The 19,003-nt window shown below is 38.8% G+C and carries 10 protein-coding genes, 2 tRNA genes and 3 rRNA genes; 1 reads left to right on the top strand and 14 read right to left on the bottom strand.

What is annotated here, in order from left to right; genetic code table 11:
• Positions 1-158: 158 nt before the first annotated feature.
• Entirely contained in the window at positions 159-1,625 is a 1,467-nt protein-coding gene (gene guaB / locus AB3U99_RS00075; RefSeq protein WP_400244671.1) for an IMP dehydrogenase, read from the bottom strand.
• Positions 1,626-1,739: 114 nt separating this feature from the next.
• Here guaB and AB3U99_RS00070 point away from each other — a divergent pair, with 114 nt between their 5' ends.
• A complete protein-coding gene (locus AB3U99_RS00070) occupies positions 1,740-2,699 on the top strand; it encodes a YaaC family protein (protein ID WP_400244668.1) in 960 nt (319 codons plus the stop codon).
• 128 nt (positions 2,700-2,827) lie between these two features.
• On the opposite strand, the gene rrf is transcribed toward AB3U99_RS00070, so the two are convergent.
• From rrf to dnaA, 13 genes are all read right to left on the bottom strand, one after another.
• Positions 2,828-2,945 (bottom strand): 5S ribosomal RNA (gene rrf, locus AB3U99_RS00065).
• Between the two features lie 93 nt (positions 2,946-3,038).
• Positions 3,039-5,977 (bottom strand): 23S ribosomal RNA (locus tag AB3U99_RS00060).
• A 262-nt stretch (positions 5,978-6,239) separates the two neighbouring features.
• Positions 6,240-6,315: transfer RNA gene (locus AB3U99_RS00055), tRNA-Ala, on the bottom strand.
• Between the two features lie 23 nt (positions 6,316-6,338).
• Positions 6,339-6,415: transfer RNA gene (locus AB3U99_RS00050), tRNA-Ile, on the bottom strand.
• 122 nt (positions 6,416-6,537) lie between these two features.
• Positions 6,538-8,085, bottom strand: a 16S ribosomal RNA gene (locus AB3U99_RS00045).
• Together the 16S, 23S and 5S rRNA genes with 2 tRNA genes alongside form the textbook arrangement of a ribosomal RNA operon.
• A 442-nt stretch (positions 8,086-8,527) precedes the next feature.
• Entirely contained in the window at positions 8,528-9,604 is a 1,077-nt protein-coding gene (locus AB3U99_RS00040; RefSeq protein ID WP_400244666.1) for an HD-GYP domain-containing protein, read from the bottom strand.
• Between the two features lie 223 nt (positions 9,605-9,827).
• Positions 9,828-12,350 (bottom strand): DNA gyrase subunit A, encoded by a 2,523-nt coding sequence (gene gyrA / locus AB3U99_RS00035; protein ID WP_400244664.1) that lies wholly within the window; start codon positions 12,348-12,350, stop codon positions 9,828-9,830.
• Between the two features lie 164 nt (positions 12,351-12,514).
• Positions 12,515-14,446: a DNA topoisomerase (ATP-hydrolyzing) subunit B gene (gene gyrB, locus AB3U99_RS00030; protein WP_400244662.1), complete on the bottom strand. Its 1,932-nt coding sequence runs from the start codon at positions 14,444-14,446 to the stop codon at positions 12,515-12,517.
• A gap of 56 nt (positions 14,447-14,502) precedes the next feature.
• Positions 14,503-14,748: an extracellular matrix regulator RemB gene (gene remB, locus AB3U99_RS00025; RefSeq protein ID WP_400244660.1), complete on the bottom strand. Its 246-nt coding sequence runs from the start codon at positions 14,746-14,748 to the stop codon at positions 14,503-14,505.
• Positions 14,749-14,763: 15 nt separating this feature from the next.
• On the bottom strand, positions 14,764-15,882 hold the full coding sequence (gene recF / locus AB3U99_RS00020) for a DNA replication/repair protein RecF (RefSeq protein ID WP_400244658.1): 1,119 nt from the start codon (positions 15,880-15,882) through the stop codon (positions 14,764-14,766).
• 17 nt (positions 15,883-15,899) lie between these two features.
• Positions 15,900-16,112 carry a S4 domain-containing protein YaaA gene (gene yaaA / locus AB3U99_RS00015; protein ID WP_031535621.1) on the bottom strand — a complete coding sequence of 71 codons (213 nt, stop codon included), beginning with the start codon at positions 16,110-16,112 and terminating at the stop codon, positions 15,900-15,902.
• Between the two features lie 218 nt (positions 16,113-16,330).
• Positions 16,331-17,464: a DNA polymerase III subunit beta gene (dnaN, locus tag AB3U99_RS00010; RefSeq protein ID WP_400244656.1), complete on the bottom strand. Its 1,134-nt coding sequence runs from the start codon at positions 17,462-17,464 to the stop codon at positions 16,331-16,333.
• Between the two features lie 198 nt (positions 17,465-17,662).
• Complete coding sequence (dnaA, locus tag AB3U99_RS00005; RefSeq protein ID WP_400244654.1) at positions 17,663-19,003, bottom strand: chromosomal replication initiator protein DnaA; 1,341 nt, start codon at positions 19,001-19,003, stop codon at positions 17,663-17,665.

Below are 19,003 nucleotides of genomic sequence, written 5' to 3'. Positions count from 1 at the left end.
CTCCAAAACTTTTTTATCTATTAATCTATCTTTATTTTTAAGTTAATTATTTCCCTTGTACAGTTTAACATAAAAAAAACAAAAAAAATAGACAGCGCTATTGATCACCGTCTATTGTAAATTAAGGAAAGTTTTATAACCAATATTAATAATATTTATTAAGAAAGTGAATAGTTTGGTGCTTCTTTCGTAATTTGAACATCATGTGGATGACTCTCTCTTAAGCCAGCACCTGTCATTTTTACAAATTGAGCATTCTCTCTTAATTCATATAGATCCTTTGTACCACAGTATCCCATACCAGAGCGAATTCCACCAACTAACTGATAGATTGTATCAGAAAGTGGTCCTTTATAAGGAAGTCGACCTTCAATACCTTCAGGAACAAATTTTTTGTTATCCTCTTGGAAGTAACGATCTTTAGATCCTTTTTCCATCGCAGCAACAGAGCCCATTCCTCTGTATACTTTAAATCTTCTTCCTTGGAAAATTTCTGTTTCTCCAGGACTTTCAGATACACCAGCTAGCAAGCTTCCTAACATAACCGCATGTCCACCCGCTGCTAAAGCTTTAACAATATCTCCAGAGTATTTAATTCCTCCGTCAGCAATAATTGATTTACCATGTTTTCTAGCTTCAGTAGCACAATCATAAACAGCCGTTATTTGAGGAACACCTACTCCAGCAACTACACGTGTTGTACAAATTGAACCTGGTCCGATACCAACTTTAACGATATCTGCTCCAGCTTCGATTAAAGCTCTTGTTCCTTCTGCAGTGGCTACATTACCAGCGATAATTGTTAGATCAGGAAAAGCTCTTCTAATGTCCTTCACACCGTCTAGAACCCCTTGTGAGTGTCCATGAGCAGTATCAATTACCACTACATCCACATTAGATTTAACAAGCATTTCTACGCGTCTTAATGCATCATTTGTTACCCCAACAGCTGCACCAACTAATAATCTTCCTTGTGCATCTTTTGCTGAATGAGGGAATTCAATTACTTTTTCTATATCTTTAATGGTGATTAATCCCTTTAATACACCTTCATCATTAATTAAAGGCAATTTCTCAATCTTGTATCTTTGTAAGATTTTTTCTGCTTCTTCTAATGTAGTTCCTACTGGAGCCGTTACTAAATTCTCTTTTGTCATAACATCCGAAATTTTAATGGAAAAGTCTTCGATAAAACGAAGGTCTCGGTTAGTAAGAATCCCTACTAGTTTTTGCTCATCGTTATTATTAACAATTGGCACACCGGAGATACGATATTTACCCATTAGATGCTCTGCATCAAATACTTGGTGTTCAGGAGTTAAAAAGAAAGGATCTGTGATTACACCACTTTCTGAGCGCTTTACTTTGTCTACCTGCTCAGCCTGTTGCTCAATAGACATATTTTTATGAATAATGCCCAGTCCACCTTGTCTTGCAATAGCAATAGCCATTTCTGCTTCTGTTACAGTATCCATTCCTGCACTAATAAGCGGAATGTTTAAGTTAAGATTTTTCGCCAATTGTACCTTTAAGCTTACATCTCGAGGCAATACTTCCGATTTAGCTGGAATTAAAAGAACATCATCAAACGTTAATCCTTCTTTAGCAAATTTACTTTCCCACATTTTAACGCCTCCATATTGTTAAAAATATTATTAGTAGGTTATCAATTGGATAAAATACTGTCAAGGTCAGTTTAATATGTTTAATTTTTCAAAAAATTTAAGGAGAGTTAAAAAATGTCCCATTATTATAAAGACTGGAGCTCTTTTAGTTGTTTTTTTTCCGCAGAATACAGCCAAAAATTTTTAAAAAAATGCTATCGTGATTTATATATATCCGATTTAGAAACAAAAAGCTATCAAAACTGTTATCCTTTCATGTATTTTTTAGAACATGGAAAATTATATTACCAGCAAGCCGAGAAAGCTCCTCTAAGTATTCAGCCCATCCTTTTATTTTATGGTCTTGTTCATTTAATAAAAGCATGCTTATTAACAGTTGATCCAAATTATCCAAATTCAACCTCTGTTTTAGCCCATGGCGTTTCAACTAGAAAACTCAAAAAGCAGCAGTATTTATTTTTTCAAGATGAAGTTAAAATACAAAAAAATGGATTATTTACTTTTATGGCTGAGAAAATGTTCTCCTGTAATAATTTAGAAGGAGAAAAAGTAAAAATGGATTTTCTCTTTAATCAAGTCCCAGAACTATCTGGTTTATTCCAACTATTAGAAGGGAAGTCAACCTTTTTACAAGTGAAATATCTGCATCCCCTTATTTCGCTACCAAAGCATATTTTAGATTTATATCATTCAAACAGTAATCATTTTAAAAATCAACTTGAAAGTTATTATGGTATACATTTAGAAGAAATAGAGGAGAATAGGAGTGAGCTGTTAATCCGACTTTCAGAACCTCTTCATCAGAATAATTTCATCAAATGGGATACCAAAGAAAAATCTTATGTTATTTCTTCTGAAAAGGACAGAACTTGTTTTTCAAATGAAATGTTATCCCACTACTTAATTTTGTATAACTTAAGTATGATAGCTAGATATGAGATTGAATGGTGGAGTGAATTATTAAAAACAATGCCGAATAAAGATTATCCTTTTATTGAATCATTTTTATTAATAGCTGCTGAAAAAGGACCTCAATTGATTTATCAATTTCTAAACAAACAAGTAAGGACCTAGTCGATTAGACGACGACTAGGCCCTGTTCTTTTCTCACTCTACTTTTTGTATTTTTAAATTCCTATCTCTTTTTTACCCATACATATAAAAAACAAGCATCCACCAAAGTAGATGCTTGTTTCATTAGTGCCTGGCGACGTCCTACTCTCACAGGGGGAGAACCCCCAACTACCATCGGCGCTTTAGAAGCTTAACTTCCGTGTTCGGTATGGGAACGGGTGTGACCTTCTCGCTATCGTCACCAGACTTATTTATTTAGAGAATTATTCTCTCAAAACTAAATCATTTAGAAGTAAACCAATTTGCCAAGTAATCTTTCTTAGCTTACGCTAAGAGTTTTTAGTTAAGTCCTCGATCTATTAGTATCAGTCAGCTCCACATGTCGCCACGCTTCCACCTCTGACCTATCAACCTGATCATCTTTCAGGGATCTTACTAGCTTGCGCTATGGGAAATCTCATCTTGAGGGGGGCTTCATGCTTAGATGCTTTCAGCACTTATCCCTTCCGCACATAGCTACCCAGCGATGCCTTTGGCAAGACAACTGGTACACCAGCGGTGCGTCCATCCCGGTCCTCTCGTACTAAGGACAGCTCCTCTCAAATTTCCTACGCCCACGACGGATAGGGACCGAACTGTCTCACGACGTTCTGAACCCAGCTCGCGTACCGCTTTAATGGGCGAACAGCCCAACCCTTGGGACCGACTACAGCCCCAGGATGCGATGAGCCGACATCGAGGTGCCAAACCTCCCCGTCGATGTGGACTCTTGGGGGAGATAAGCCTGTTATCCCCGGGGTAGCTTTTATCCGTTGAGCGATGGCCCTTCCATGCGGAACCACCGGATCACTAAGCCCGACTTTCGTCCCTGCTCGACTTGTAGGTCTCGCAGTCAAGCTCCCTTGTGCCTTTACACTCTACGAATGATTTCCAACCATTCTGAGGGAACCTTTGGGCGCCTCCGTTACTTTTTAGGAGGCGACCGCCCCAGTCAAACTGCCCACCTGACACTGTCTCCCACCCCGATAAGGGGTGCGGGTTAGAATGTCAATACAGCCAGGGTAGTATCCCACCAATGCCTCCACCGAAGCTAGCGCTCCGGCTTCCAAGGCTCCTACCTATCCTGTACAAGCTGTACCAAAATTCAATATCAGGCTGCAGTAAAGCTCCACGGGGTCTTTCCGTCCTGTCGCGGGTAACCTGCATCTTCACAGGTACTATAATTTCACCGAGTCTCTCGTTGAGACAGTGCCCAGATCGTTACACCTTTCGTGCGGGTCGGAACTTACCCGACAAGGAATTTCGCTACCTTAGGACCGTTATAGTTACGGCCGCCGTTTACTGGGGCTTCAATTCAGAGCTTCGCACTTAACGTGCTAACCCCTCCTCTTAACCTTCCAGCACCGGGCAGGTGTCAGCCCCTATACTTCGCCTTGCGGCTTCGCAGAGACCTGTGTTTTTGCTAAACAGTCGCCTGGGCCTATTCACTGCGGCTCTCTCGGGCTTTAACACCCAAAAGAGCACCCCTTCTCCCGAAGTTACGGGGTCATTTTGCCGAGTTCCTTAACGAGAGTTCTCTCGCTCACCTTAGGATTCTCTCCTCGCCTACCTGTGTCGGTTTGCGGTACGGGCACCATAAATCTCGCTAGAGGCTTTTCTTGGCAGTGTGGAATCAGGAACTTCGGTACTATATTTCCCTCGCCGTCACAGCTCCGCTTTTGTGGTAATGGGATTTGCCTCATTACCGGCCTAACTGCTTGGACGTGCTAATCCAACAGCACGCTTACCCTATCCTCCTGCGTCCCCCCATTGCTCAAACGATTTAAAGGTGGTACAGGAATATCAACCTGTTGTCCATCGCCTACGCTTTTCAGCCTCGGCTTAGGTCCCGACTAACCCTGAGCGGACGAGCCTTCCTCAGGAAACCTTAGGCATTCGGTGGATGAGATTCTCACTCATCTTTCGCTACTCATACCGGCATTCTCACTTCTAAGCGCTCCACCAGTCCTTACGGTCTAGCTTCGACGCACTTAGAACGCTCTCCTACCACTGACATCATAGATGTCAATCCACAGCTTCGGTGATACGTTTAGCCCCGGTACATTTTCGGCGCAGAGTCACTCGACCAGTGAGCTATTACGCACTCTTTAAATGGTGGCTGCTTCTAAGCCAACATCCTGGTTGTCTAAGCAACTCCACATCCTTTTCCACTTAACGTATACTTTGGGACCTTAGCTGGTGGTCTGGGCTGTTTCCCTCTTGACCACGGATCTTATCACTCGTAGTCTGACTCCCAAGAATAAGTATTTGGCATTCGGAGTTTGTCTGAATTCGGTAACCCGATGGGGGCCCCTAGTCCAAACAGTGCTCTACCTCCAATACTCTAAATCTTGAGGCTAGCCCTAAAGCTATTTCGGAGAGAACCAGCTATCTCCAAGTTCGATTGGAATTTCTCCGCTACCCACACCTCATCCCCGCACTTTTCAACGTGCGTGGGTTCGGGCCTCCATCCAGTGTTACCTGGACTTCACCCTGGACATGGGTAGATCACCTGGTTTCGGGTCTACAACCACATACTATTTCGCCCTATTCAGACTCGCTTTCGCTGCGGCTCCGTCTTATCAACTTAACCTCGCATGTAATCGTAACTCGCCGGTTCATTCTACAAAAGGCACGCTATCACCCATAAATGGGCTCTAACTACTTGTAGGCACACGGTTTCAGGATCTATTTCACTCCCCTTCCGGGGTGCTTTTCACCTTTCCCTCACGGTACTGGTTCACTATCGGTCACTAGGGAGTATTTAGCCTTGGGAGATGGTCCTCCCTGCTTCCGACGGGATTTCTCGTGTCCCGCCGTACTCAGGATACACTCAAGAGGGAACGAAGTTTCGACTACAGGGTTTTTACCTTCTACGACTGACCTTTCCAGATCGATTCGTCTACCCCGTTCCTTTGTAACTCCATATAGAGTGTCCTACAACCCCAAGAGGCAAGCCTCTTGGTTTGGGCTAATCCCGTTTCGCTCGCCGCTACTCAGGGAATCGCGTTTGCTTTCTCTTCCTCCGGGTACTTAGATGTTTCAGTTCCCCGGGTCTGCCTTCAGTACCCTATGTATTTAGGTAAAGATTCTATCCCATTACGGATAGAGGGTTTCCCCATTCGGAAATCTCTGGATCAAAGCTTACTTACAGCTCCCCAAAGCATATCGGTGTTAATCCCGTCCTTCATCGGCTCCTAGTGCCAAGGCATCCACCGTGCGCCCTTTCTAACTTAACTTAGTTTCGACCAAAGATAAGCGGCGTATCTCTTCGTCAGCTCTCTCACTCTGCTCCTCACGTACTGACGTACGCTCCAGTGCTCGTTCGGTCGCTTCCTTGACCTACTTGCTTCTCTTTGCTCTCAAATCTTCGAATAAATAGTCGTTCAATACGATTACTTTTCAAAGAAGTAATTCTCTAAAATAGAGAATCTAAGATGGCGATTACTCGGTTTATCTTGGTTACTTCTATTTAATGATTTAGTTTTCAAAGAACAATTTTGGTGGAGCTTAGCGGGATCGAACCGCTGACCTCCTGCGTGCAAGGCAGGCGCTCTCCCAGCTGAGCTAAAGCCCCAAAAATGGTATATGATTTTAAAATGGTGGGCCTAAATGGACTCGAACCATCGACCTCACGCTTATCAGGCGTGCGCTCTAACCAGCTGAGCTATAGGCCCATTTTATGTTCGATAAAGTAAAAAGGTTCTTACTTTATCTATTTTTCAAGGAATTGCTCCCTCAAAACTGAACAACAAATCGTCAACAATCTTTGATGGAATGTAAATTCCATTTTCCTTAGAAAGGAGGTGATCCAGCCGCACCTTCCGATACGGCTACCTTGTTACGACTTCACCCCAATCATCTATCCCACCTTAGGCGGCTGGCTCCTTACGGTTACCCCACCGACTTCGGGTGTTACAAACTCTCGTGGTGTGACGGGCGGTGTGTACAAGGCCCGGGAACGTATTCACCGCGGCATGCTGATCCGCGATTACTAGCGATTCCAGCTTCATGTAGGCGAGTTGCAGCCTACAATCCGAACTGAGAATGGTTTTATGGGATTTGCTAGGCGTCACCGCTTTGCTGCCCTTTGTACCATCCATTGTAGCACGTGTGTAGCCCAGGTCATAAGGGGCATGATGATTTGACGTCATCCCCACCTTCCTCCGGTTTGTCACCGGCAGTCACCTTAGAGTGCCCAACTAAATGCTGGCAACTAAGATCAAGGGTTGCGCTCGTTGCGGGACTTAACCCAACATCTCACGACACGAGCTGACGACAACCATGCACCACCTGTCACTCTGTCCCCCGAAGGGGAACGTCCTATCTCTAGGAGTGTCAGAGGATGTCAAGACCTGGTAAGGTTCTTCGCGTTGCTTCGAATTAAACCACATGCTCCACCGCTTGTGCGGGCCCCCGTCAATTCCTTTGAGTTTCAGCCTTGCGGCCGTACTCCCCAGGCGGAGTGCTTAATGCGTTTGCTGCAGCACTAAAGGGCGGAAACCCTCTAACACTTAGCACTCATCGTTTACGGCGTGGACTACCAGGGTATCTAATCCTGTTTGCTCCCCACGCTTTCGCGCCTCAGCGTCAGTTACAGACCAAAGAGTCGCCTTCGCCACTGGTGTTCCTCCACATCTCTACGCATTTCACCGCTACACGTGGAATTCCACTCTTCTCTTCTGCACTCAAGTCCCCCAGTTTCCAATGACCCTCCACGGTTGAGCCGTGGGCTTTCACATCAGACTTAAAGGACCGCCTGCGCGCGCTTTACGCCCAATAATTCCGGACAACGCTTGCCACCTACGTATTACCGCGGCTGCTGGCACGTAGTTAGCCGTGGCTTTCTGGTTAGGTACCGTCAAGGTACAAGCAGTTACTCTTGTACTTGTTCTTCCCTAACAACAGAGTTTTACGATCCGAAAACCTTCATCACTCACGCGGCGTTGCTCCGTCAGACTTTCGTCCATTGCGGAAGATTCCCTACTGCTGCCTCCCGTAGGAGTCTGGGCCGTGTCTCAGTCCCAGTGTGGCCGATCACCCTCTCAGGTCGGCTACGCATCGTTGCCTTGGTGAGCCGTTACCTCACCAACTAGCTAATGCGCCGCGGGCCCATCTGTAAGTGACAGCGTAAACCGTCTTTCAGCTTTTCTACATGAGTAGAAAAGGATTATCCGGTATTAGCTCCGGTTTCCCGAAGTTATCCCAGTCTTACAGGCAGGTTGCCCACGTGTTACTCACCCGTCCGCCGCTAACTTTAAAAGCAAGCTTTTAAAATCCGCTCGACTTGCATGTATTAGGCACGCCGCCAGCGTTCGTCCTGAGCCAGGATCAAACTCTCCAATAAAGAGTTGATTAGCTCATTGCTAAACTCTAGCTTTTTATTACTTGTTGTTTTCATTCTATAATATTAGTTATAAAACGATTATTGTTGACGTTTGTTTGTTCAGTTTTCAAAGAGCAATCTCATAAGAGACAACTTTTAAATAATAACATATTAACAACTATTCAGTCAACATGTTTTCAAAAGTTTTTCAATGTTCTCTTGCTGACTTGTATTATTATAGCAACGTTTATACATGTATGCAAGAGTTTATTTAAACTTTTTCAAAAAAAGTTTAAATATTTCTTTCCAATAGATTCTTTTTCATTTCCCTATTTTTTTTTGCATCACTTACCTAAATTAATAGACACCTCCTTCCTTAAAATGAACTATACATTTCCTCTGGATAAAAACGATGGCTGTTTAAAATTGCAAGGCAACTAATTCTCTTTTCTAATCGATTTTATCAATACTCTAAAATCTCTTCTATGAATATATGTCTGTTTTTTTCTAAATCAAGAATCAATTCATTTTCCAATGTTTTAACTAGGGGTCTTGTTGGAATGCTACTTATAAACAAAATTTCTGCTTTTTCCCCATTGGATAATCTAATTTTACTCCCTGTAGTAAATTGAGTAATAGCATTGCTTAGTGATTGTAATATAGTTAAATCAAATTCCCCAAAATGATCCTGATGCATTTGTTCAATCACACGAAAAGGAGATTGCTTCTTCCGATACAATCTTTCCGATGTCATCGCATGAAATGTATCAGCTACAGCTATAATCTTGGCAAAGGCATGTATCTTATTATCTGCATTACCCATTGGATATCCACTTCCATCAATTCTCTCATGATGTTGATAAATAGCAAGCCGAGTCTCTTTTTTTAATAAAGTATGTTCAGGAATCATTTCCAAGCTATACCTTGTATGTTTTTTCACTTCATTAAACTCATCTTCTGTTAAAGGTTCTGTTTTATGCAATAATCGTTGATTGATCTTAGCCATTCCAGCATCACTTAAACAACCTGCTAATGCTACTTGAATCATATCCCTATAGCTATAGTTCATTTTTTCAGCGATAAGTGCACTAATAACTGCAACCGCAATAGAGTGCTGATATAGATATTCCTTTTTGTTAGATAAGTGATAAATAGAAAAGATTTCTTTTGAAACATTTTCAACCTCTTCTAATAATGGTAAAAGTATATTTCTTATATTTGCTATATTTACCGGTAATCCAGATTGCCATGATAAAAATTCTTTTTTATATAACTGAACCGTTTGTATAAAAAGCTCTAAGAAATTACTTTTCTTTTCATTTCTAGCCTGTTTATGAATAGATGAACTAGATTGCATGATTTTCGTACCATCAATTCTTGTATTTTCAATAGTAACTTCCTTTACTAAGAAAGATTTCAATATCTTTATATGTTCCTTTGTCAAAACCGTTTTAGCGGTAATAATCGGTCTATTTGTTCGTATATAAATATCTTCTGCTAAAATACTACCTGGCTGTAACTCTTCCAGATTAACAATCATTTGAAACCACCTTTTCAAAAAACGAACTTTTTTACTATTTTAATGTTTTTTTTTTAAAATGTAACCTATTAAATTAGGACTATACCTCTAAAATTAAACATCAATTAGTGTATATGTAGCATCAATAGGCTTTACATGAAAGTAAAAACAGCATTCTTTAAGAAAAAAGTCAAAATAAAAAAAGAGATGCCTTTATAGGTTACCCCTTAAGACATCTCAAATATTATTCGTTTGAATCCGCATCATTTTCTAAAGACTCTTGTTGTGTTTCTTCAGAAGTACCCTCTACGTCTTCTACTCCCTCTTCTTCATCTTCTTTTTCGACTATAGCAACAGTTGCCACAAATTCATTCTCATTTTCATTTAATTTAATCAATCGAACACCTTGAGTGCTTCTGCCCATAGTTGAGATATCACTTACAGCCATTCTGATTAAAACGCCACCTGTTGTAATAATCATTAAGTCTTCTTCCCCGTTAACTACCTTCATGGATACTAGAGGACCGTTCTTATCCGTGACATTACACGTTTTAATACCTTTTCCGCCTCTACCTTGAACTCTATATTCATCAAGTGGCGTTCTTTTTCCATAGCCATACTTTGTTACAACTAGAATTTCTGAATCTTCCTCTAGAACTTCCATGCCTACAACTTCATCACCAGATGATAGAGTAATACCTTTTACCCCAGTTGCTGTTCTTCCCATTGAACGTACATCTGTTTCTGGGAAACGGATGAGTAAGCCGTTTTTCGTACCAATAATAATTTCCTTTGATCCATCTGTTAAGCGTACAGAGATTAACTCATCATCTTCTCTTAAATTAACAGCGATTAAACCATTGTTTCTTATATTGGCAAACGATGATAATGGCGAACGTTTAGAGATTCCTTCTTTTGTGGTAAAGAATAGGTACCAATCATCTACAAATTCTGAAACCGGAATGATTGCATTCACCCACTCATCTTTTTCCACACCTAATAGGTTAATAATTGGAATACCTTTTGCTGTTCGACTGAATTCTGGTATCTCATAGCCTTTTAATCGATATACTTTCCCTTTATTCGTAAAGAATAGGATAGTATCATGGGTGGATGTAGAGCTCAGCTGTTCAACAAAGTCATCCTCATTCGTTCCCATTCCCTGAATCCCGCGTCCACCACGTCTTTGCGCTCGGTAAGTAGAAGCTGGCAATCTCTTAATATAACCATTATGAGTTAACGTAATGATAATATTTTCTTCAGGAATTAAATCCTCATCTTCGATTGTTTCAATTCCGCCAGCAACAATTTCTGTACGACGAATATCGTTAAATCGCTCTTTCACTTCTAAAAGCTCTTCGCGAATAATCTCTAAGATTTTTTCTTCATCTGCTAGAATTGCTTGTAATTCAGCAATTAACTTAACTAATTCTTGATACTCATCCTCGATTTTTTCTCTTTCTAAGCCAGTTAATCTTTGTAGACGCATATCTAGAATAGCTTGAGCTTGTTTCTCAGAAAGATTAAAATTCGTCATTAATCCTTCACGAGCAATATCTGTAGTACGAGAGCTACGAATCAAGCTAATCACTTCGTCTAAATGATCTAACGCAATACGCAAACCTTCTAAAATGTGAGCTCTTGCTTCTGCTTTTCTCAATTCGAATTCTGTTCTTCTGCGTATAATTACCTTTTGATGTTCTAGATAATATACTAGACATTGTTTTAAGTTAAGTACCTTTGGTTGTCCGTCTACTAGTGCAAGTAGATTAATACCAAAGCTTGTCTGCATAGCCGTATGCTTATATAAGTTATTTAATAGAACATTAGCATTTGCGTCTTTTCGCACCTCAATTACAACGCGCATTCCAGTACGGTCAGACTCATCTCGCAAATCAGTGATACCATCAATTTTCTTATCACGAACTAGTTCCGCAATACGCTCTACTAGTCTTGCTTTATTGACTTGATAAGGAATTTCTTTCACAATAATAACTTCCTTACCACTAGGCTTCACTTCAATTTCTACTCTTGCTCGTAATATAATAGAGCCTCTACCAGTTTCATACGCTTTTCTAATCCCACTTCTGCCAACAATCATTCCATACGTTGGAAAATCTGGTCCTGGTATAATTTCCATTAATTCAGGAATTGTGATATCTGGGTTTTTACTAACTTCGAGAACACCATCAATTATTTCTCCCAATTGATGTGGAGGAATATTTGTAGCCATTCCAACTGCGATTCCACTCGTACCATTTACAAGTAAATTTGGGAAACGAGAAGGTAATACAACTGGTTCTTTCTCTTCCCCATCAAAGTTTGGCTTATAATCAATGGTATCTTTATTAATATCCCGTAATAGCTCCATTGCTATCTTAGACATTCTTGCTTCTGTATAACGCATCGCTGCAGCTGAATCACCATCTACAGAACCAAAGTTACCATGTCCATCAACAAGCATATAGCGGTAGTTGAAATGCTGAGCCATACGCACCATTGTTTCATAAACAGCACTATCACCATGTGGATGATACTTCCCGATTACTTCTCCTACAATACGTGCTGATTTCTTAAACGGTTTATCCGAGTGCATTCCAAGATCATGCATTGCATATAAAATACGTCGATGCACAGGCTTTAAGCCATCTCGCACATCTGGAAGAGCACGTGAAACAATAACACTCATCGCGTAATCTAAAAAGGAATCACGCATTTCTTTACTTATATTTCTATCTTTAATTTGAGAATTTGGCATATCAGCCATGGAAAGGAACCTCCTTAAGAAACAATTAAATTTTCTTTCTCGTCTTACTAATCAGGAGAAAAGTAAAATCTAATCGAATTCCTTATAATTAATAGGAATAACTAACTTCCAAAGAAATACACAAGGTGCCAATCTAATCAGCACCAAATTTCTTTTCCTATCTTTTAAACATCTAGATTTTTTACATAAGTTGCATTTTCTTCGATAAAGTTTCTACGTGGCTCTACTTTATCGCCCATCAGCATTTCAAACGTTTCATCCGCTTCAATCACATCATCTAAGCTTACCTGTAATAATACTCTTTTTTCAGGATCCATTGTTGTATCCCACAGTTGCTCTGCGTTCATTTCCCCTAATCCTTTATAACGTTGAATATTCGGTTTAGGATTAGCTGGCAAGGTGCTTAGAACCTGTTGCAATTGTGCATCACTATAGGCATACTCAAGCTTTTTACCTTGTTTAATACTATATAAAGGTGGCTGTGCAATATAGATGTAGCCAGCTTCTACAATTTTTCTCATATAACGATAAAAGAAGGTTAATAACAATGTTCGGATATGCGCTCCATCTACATCGGCATCTGTCATAATAACAACTTTATGATATCTCGCTTTTGATATATCATAATCGTCTCCGATTCCAGTTCCAATTGCAGTAATCATAGAACGAACCTCATTATTAGACAAAATTCGATCCAATCTTGCTTTTTCTACGTTTAGAATCTTCCCTCTCAACGGAAGTATTGCTTGGAAATGTCGATCTCGACCTGATTTTGCCGAACCACCTGCAGAATCACCCTCTACAATGAATAGTTCACTAATTTTTGGATCTCTTGAGGAGCAATCTGCCAATTTACCTGGTAAGCTTGAAACCTCAAGTGCACTTTTTCGACGAGTTAATTCTCTTGCCTTTTTCGCTGCAATTCTTGCTCGTAGAGCCATTTGACCTTTATCGACAATTTTGCGAGCGACAGTAGGATTTTCTAAAAGGAATTTCTCCAGATGTTCAGAAAAAACGGTATCTGTAATTGCACGGACTTCTGAATTTCCTAATTTTGTTTTCGTTTGTCCTTCAAATTGTGGATCCGGGTGCTTTACAGAAACAATTGCAACAATCCCTTCCCTTACATCCTCTCCAGAAAGATTTACATCTGATTCTTTTAGTAGGCTATTTTTTCTTGCATAATCATTAATTACACGAGTAAGAGCTGTTTTGAAACCAGACTCATGCGTTCCACCTTCATGCGTATTAATATTGTTAGCGAATGAAAAAATATTCCCTGTATAGCCATCATTATATTGGAAAGAAATCTCAACATTTATACCGTCTTTTTCTCCTTCAATATAAATTGGTTCTTCAAAAAGTACTTCTTTATTTCGATTTAAATGCTCTACATAGGACTTTATACCACCTTCATAATGGTATTCTTTCCTTTTCTCCATACCTTCGCGTACATCTTCAATCGTAATGCGAATATTTCGGTTTAAGAAAGCCAGCTCTCTGATACGGTTAGCTAATGTTTCATAATCATACTCTAACGTTTCTTTGAAAATTTCACCATCTGGCTTAAAGCGTGTAATTGTACCAGTATGGTCTGTTTCACCGATTATTTTTAAATCAGCAACCGGCACCCCTTTTTGATATTTTTGGTAATAGATATTTCCATCACGATGAACAAAAACCTCTAATTCCGTTGAAAGAGCATTTACTACCGAAGCACCTACACCATGGAGTCCCCCAGAAACTTTATAGCCTCCACCACCGAACTTTCCTCCGGCATGAAGAACAGTCATGATTACTTCCACAGCAGGTCTTCCCATTTTCTCCTGAATACCAACAGGAATTCCGCGACCATTATCTTTAACAGTGATACTATTATCCTTTTCAATGATGACATTAATTTCATCACAGAAACCAGCTAATGCCTCATCAATACTGTTATCGACAATTTCCCACACTAAATGGTGCAGACCTCGGCCACTGGTTGACCCAATATACATCCCTGGTCTTTTTCTAACAGCCTCTAAGCCTTCTAAAACCTGTATCTGACTTTCATCATAAGATTGTTGTTCAACTGGATTATGTTCCGTTGACATATCGATCACCTAACTTTCCATTGACATCAAAAAATTTTTCCTTTTATTTTGCATCATTAGTACTCTTGAACAGTTAATTGGACTGTTCTTTTTTTTAACGTATTAGAAGCAATCGGCGAAAAATAGATAGTATCCTTTGTAATCACAATAGATTTATAAGATGAACTTTTCCCATTAGTCATTGCTTTTTTCCGTTCTAAAAATTCTTTTGAAATAGGAGATGACTCTACTGTCTGTTTATCTAATATAGTTATAATATCTGAAGTTCGCACAAGAATATTTTCCCCAATATGAACGTACACTTCTTCACCTCAAAGCTATTGAATCTTTTTAATCGTTCCTGATTCAACCTGAAAAGTTGCTGCTTCTTTTAAAGTATGATGGTCTATACCATCAACACTGGTTGTCGTAACGAATGTCTGAACTTTTCCTTGAATGGTATTTAACAAATGAGATTGACGATAGTCATCCAATTCAGAAAGTACATCATCTAAAAGAAGAATTGGATATTCACGTATTTCTGAATAAATCAGTTCAATCTCTGCCATTTTAATGGATAATGCAGTTGTTCTTTGCTGTCCTTGTGAACCATATGTTTGAACATCTCTATCATTCACATAAAACAGCATATCATCACGATGAGGTCCAAATAAGGATATTCCTCGATCAATTTCTCGTTTTTTTAGACTCTGGAATTTTTCTTCGTATATACTCTTCATTTTCGACAAATCCTGATCTTCTAATACATCAACAGAAGGTTTATAGCGAATTTCTAGTGTTTCCAGCCCCCTAGATATCCCTTTATGAATCGGAACTGCCCACTTTTCCAGCAAATGCAGAAATTCAAAACGCTTCGCTACCACTCTAACTGCCATATCTATAAATTGCTCCGTTAAAATCTCAAGCATGGTATGATCGGTTTGTTTATTTGTTTGTAGTTGTTTTAAGTAGGTATTTCGCTGGTGTAGAATTTTTTGATATCGTCCCATATCATGCAAATATACAGGTGATATTTGCCCTATTTCCATATCAATAAATCTTCTTCTAATTTGTGGGCTGCCTTTTACTAAGTTTAAATCTTCAGGTGCGAACATGACTACGTTCATATTGCCAATATATTGACTCAATTTCCGCTGCTCTATATGATTAAATTTTGCTTTTTTCCCTTTTTTGGCCACAACTAACTGCATGGGGACTTTCCCATGTGTTTTGACTAATCTACCTTCTATTTTAGCATACTCTTTGTCCCAATAAATAAGTTCTTTATCATTTGAGGTCCGATGGGATTTTGCCATAGCTAGAACATAGATTGATTCCATCACATTGGTTTTCCCTTGTGCGTTTTCTCCTAAAATTACATTAACTTTATTCTCGAAAGAAATATCCAGTTCCTTATAATTTCGGTAATTTCTTAAAAGCAACTGATCAATATACATTTGGTTTCACCCTTTTTTTACAAAACAGTGTACTTGCCAAATGAAGGAATATTAATTTCATCACCACTTCTTAACTTTCTTCCTCTGCGCTGATCCTGTTCCCCATTAACAAATACCTCATATTCCCCTAGGAACCATTTTGCCATTCCACCTGATTGTATTAACTCTGCTACTTTTAGAAATTGACCTAACGTAATATAATCCGTATCAATCTTAATTTGATTATCCATTTTTTCACTCTCTCAACTTTAATCGTATCTTCCTATTCTACTAAATAATTAATTGATACACAAAGAAAAGTGTAATATTTCTATAAATAAGTAAGTAATATTCTAAATGAGAGGGGTAAAAGTAGACTTAAACAACATTTATTCCCCTGAGTGTATATTCATACACTTGGTGCACACAAAGAAAATTGGGTGTTCTTTAAAATGAACACCCAATACTTTTAATACGTTCTTACCGGTAATATAAGCTGTAACGTGGAGTCATCATTTGTTGGATGGATAACAAATGGTCTCATTGCTCCAGTAAAACTAATTTTAACTTCAGACCCCTCAAGAACTTTCAACGCATCCATCATAAACTTCGCGCTAAAGGATATCTTTAACTCTTCCCCGCTAACAGATTCACTTACTAATTCTTCGATAACTTTTCCTATCTCAGGAGTAAAAGAAGAAATTTCTATCACATTCTCACCCATTGTTGAAAACTTAACGACATTATTTCGACCTTCGCGAGCCAATAAGGAGGCACGGTCTATCGATTGAAGAAATTCCTTAGAGTTTACAATAATATCTGTTTTGCTTTCGGTCGGAATTAATCGATTTGTATCAGGGTAATTTCCTTCTAATAAACGAGAGAAGAAAAGAATATGCTTTGTTTTAAATAATATTTGATTTTCCGTCACAAGAACTTCAACTGGTTCATCATGGTCATCCAAAATTCGGTTGAGCTCGTTTAAACTTTTTCCTGGAATAACAATATTAAAAGATTGCTCGGTCTCTATCTCTATTTTCGCCTTTCTTAATGCAAGACGATGACTATCTGTTGCAATACAGATTAGGTCATTGTTTTCAATTTTCCAGTTTACACCTGTCAACACCGGGCGTGTTTCTGAGGTGGACACTGCAAACACAGTTTGTTTTATAATATTTTTTAATAAATCTGTTGGGACTTTAATTGAATTTTGTTCCGCGATTTGTGGCAAATGCGGATATTCTTCTGAATCGAGCCCATTTAGATTGAATTCTGATTTTCCAGAACGAATGGTAGTTTGGAAATTATCAACAACAATTTCAACTTGATTGGTAGGAAGTTTTTTAACAATTTCACTAAAGAACTTTGCTTGTAAAACGATGGAACCAGTTTGTTGGATTTCCACTATTTCTTGTTCGTTTTCTTCTTTGGGAATAAAGGATTCAATGGAAATATCTGAGTCACTTCCAGTTAATGTTACTCCTTCTTCGCTTGCAACAATTTTAATACCAGTGAGGATAGGAATTGTTGTTCTACTAGTAATTGCTTTCATGACATCTTGAACACTTTGAACAAGATTCTCTTTTTGGATGATGAATTTCATTAATTGATCCTCCGATTTAAATAATTTTTAAAGGCAGTTCTAACTGCTTTTTTTAATAATATATTGTTTTAAAAAATAGTAGTATAAGTAGTAGGCCCTGTTAATATGTGGATAACTAGGTTTAAGCAAGGAAACACAGTCTATCAACATGTGGATAGACTGTGTTTAAAGTAAGGTAAGTTATACACATTATCCTATCTAAACTTTTAAGAGTTCATTTATTTCTTTTAATTGTTTTTGAAGAAGTGAATCAGTTAAAAGCATTTTTGAAATTTTTTCATGGGCATGAATAACGGTAGTATGATCTCGGCCGCCAAATTCTTCTCCGATTTTTGGTAAGGAGAAATCGGTTAATTCTCTTGATAAATACATAGCGATTTGTCTTGGAAACGCAATTGATTTTGTGCGTTTTTTTGCTTTGAAGTCCTCTAATTTAATATTAAACTGCTCGCCTACTACCTTTTGAATATCATGAATCGTTATTACTCGAGGCTTAGAGCTAGGAACAATATCTTTTAATGCTTCAGCTGCTAAATCAGCATTAATATCTTTATTTATTAAAGAAGAATAAGCAACAACACGAATAAGTGCACCTTCTAGCTCACGAATATTTGTATCAATCTGATTAGCAATATAAAGCATGACTTCATTCGGAATATCTAATCCGTCAGCTTTAGCTTTTTTTCTTAAAATAGCGATCCGTGTCTCTAAGTCTGGTGGAGTGATATCTGTGATAAGTCCCCATTCAAAACGAGAGCGCAGACGATCCTCTAGTGTTGGAATCTCTTTTGGAGGGCGGTCACTAGAGATAATAATTTGTTTGCTTTCCTCATGTAACGTGTTAAATGTATGGAAAAATTCTTCTTGTGTTGATTCTTTTCCGGCGAGAAATTGAATATCATCTATTAAAAGTACATCTACATTTCGATATTTATCACGGAATTCAGCACCTTTGTTGTCGCGGATACTATTAATAAATTCATTTGTGAATTTTTCAGAAGATAAATATACCACTTTAGCAGATGGATTATGATCTAAAACATAATGTCCGATTGCATGCATTAAGTGCGTTTTTCCAAGTCCAACTCCTCCATAAATAAATAGAGGATTGTAGGCTTTTGCAGGGGCTTCGGCAACAGCAAGGGAAGCGGCATGAGCGAAACGATTGCCAGATCCAATTACAAAAGTATCAAAAGTATACTTTGAATTTAAGATTGTTTGCTCTGTAACTTCCTCTTCTTTTTTCTTATGTTTTATAGAAATTTGCTGATCAAATTCCTCTTCTTTTTGATTTTGAGGAATAATAAATTTCACCAGGAGTTCTTCGCCAGTAATTTCGTATAGTATTTCAGCAATAAGCTGAGAATATCTTTCTTCTAACCAATCTCGTGCGAATTCATTAGGTGCTGTAACAACTAGTAAATCTCCCTGCAGAGAATGGGCTTTTGTTGGTTTAAGCCATGTATCAAAACTAGGTTTGCTGATCTTTGTTTCAATCGTATTCAATGCGTTATTCCAAAGATCCGTTATATTTTTCAA

This window comes from Niallia tiangongensis (assembly GCF_044704065.1).
Taxonomy (GTDB): Bacteria; Bacillota; Bacilli; order Bacillales; family Cytobacillaceae; genus Niallia; species Niallia tiangongensis.
The sequence above is the reverse complement of the archived record's forward strand: the minus strand, read 5'-3'. Positions and strand labels throughout refer to the sequence as shown.

Coding starts and splice junctions, on each gene's coding strand:
- guaB (WP_400244671.1), bottom strand. CDS start 1,625: ATGTGGGAAAGTAAATTTGCTAAAGAAGGATTAACGTTTGATGATGTT.
- AB3U99_RS00070 (WP_400244668.1), top strand. CDS start 1,740: ATGTCCCATTATTATAAAGACTGGAGCTCTTTTAGTTGTTTTTTTTCC.
- AB3U99_RS00040 (WP_400244666.1), bottom strand. CDS start 9,604: ATGATTGTTAATCTGGAAGAGTTACAGCCAGGTAGTATTTTAGCAGAA.
- gyrA (WP_400244664.1), bottom strand. CDS start 12,350: ATGGCTGATATGCCAAATTCTCAAATTAAAGATAGAAATATAAGTAAA.
- gyrB (WP_400244662.1), bottom strand. CDS start 14,446: ATGTCAACGGAACATAATCCAGTTGAACAACAATCTTATGATGAAAGT.
- recF (WP_400244658.1), bottom strand. CDS start 15,882: ATGTATATTGATCAGTTGCTTTTAAGAAATTACCGAAATTATAAGGAA.
- yaaA (WP_031535621.1), bottom strand. CDS start 16,112: ATGGATAATCAAATTAAGATTGATACGGATTATATTACGTTAGGTCAA.
- dnaN (WP_400244656.1), bottom strand. CDS start 17,464: ATGAAATTCATCATCCAAAAAGAGAATCTTGTTCAAAGTGTTCAAGAT.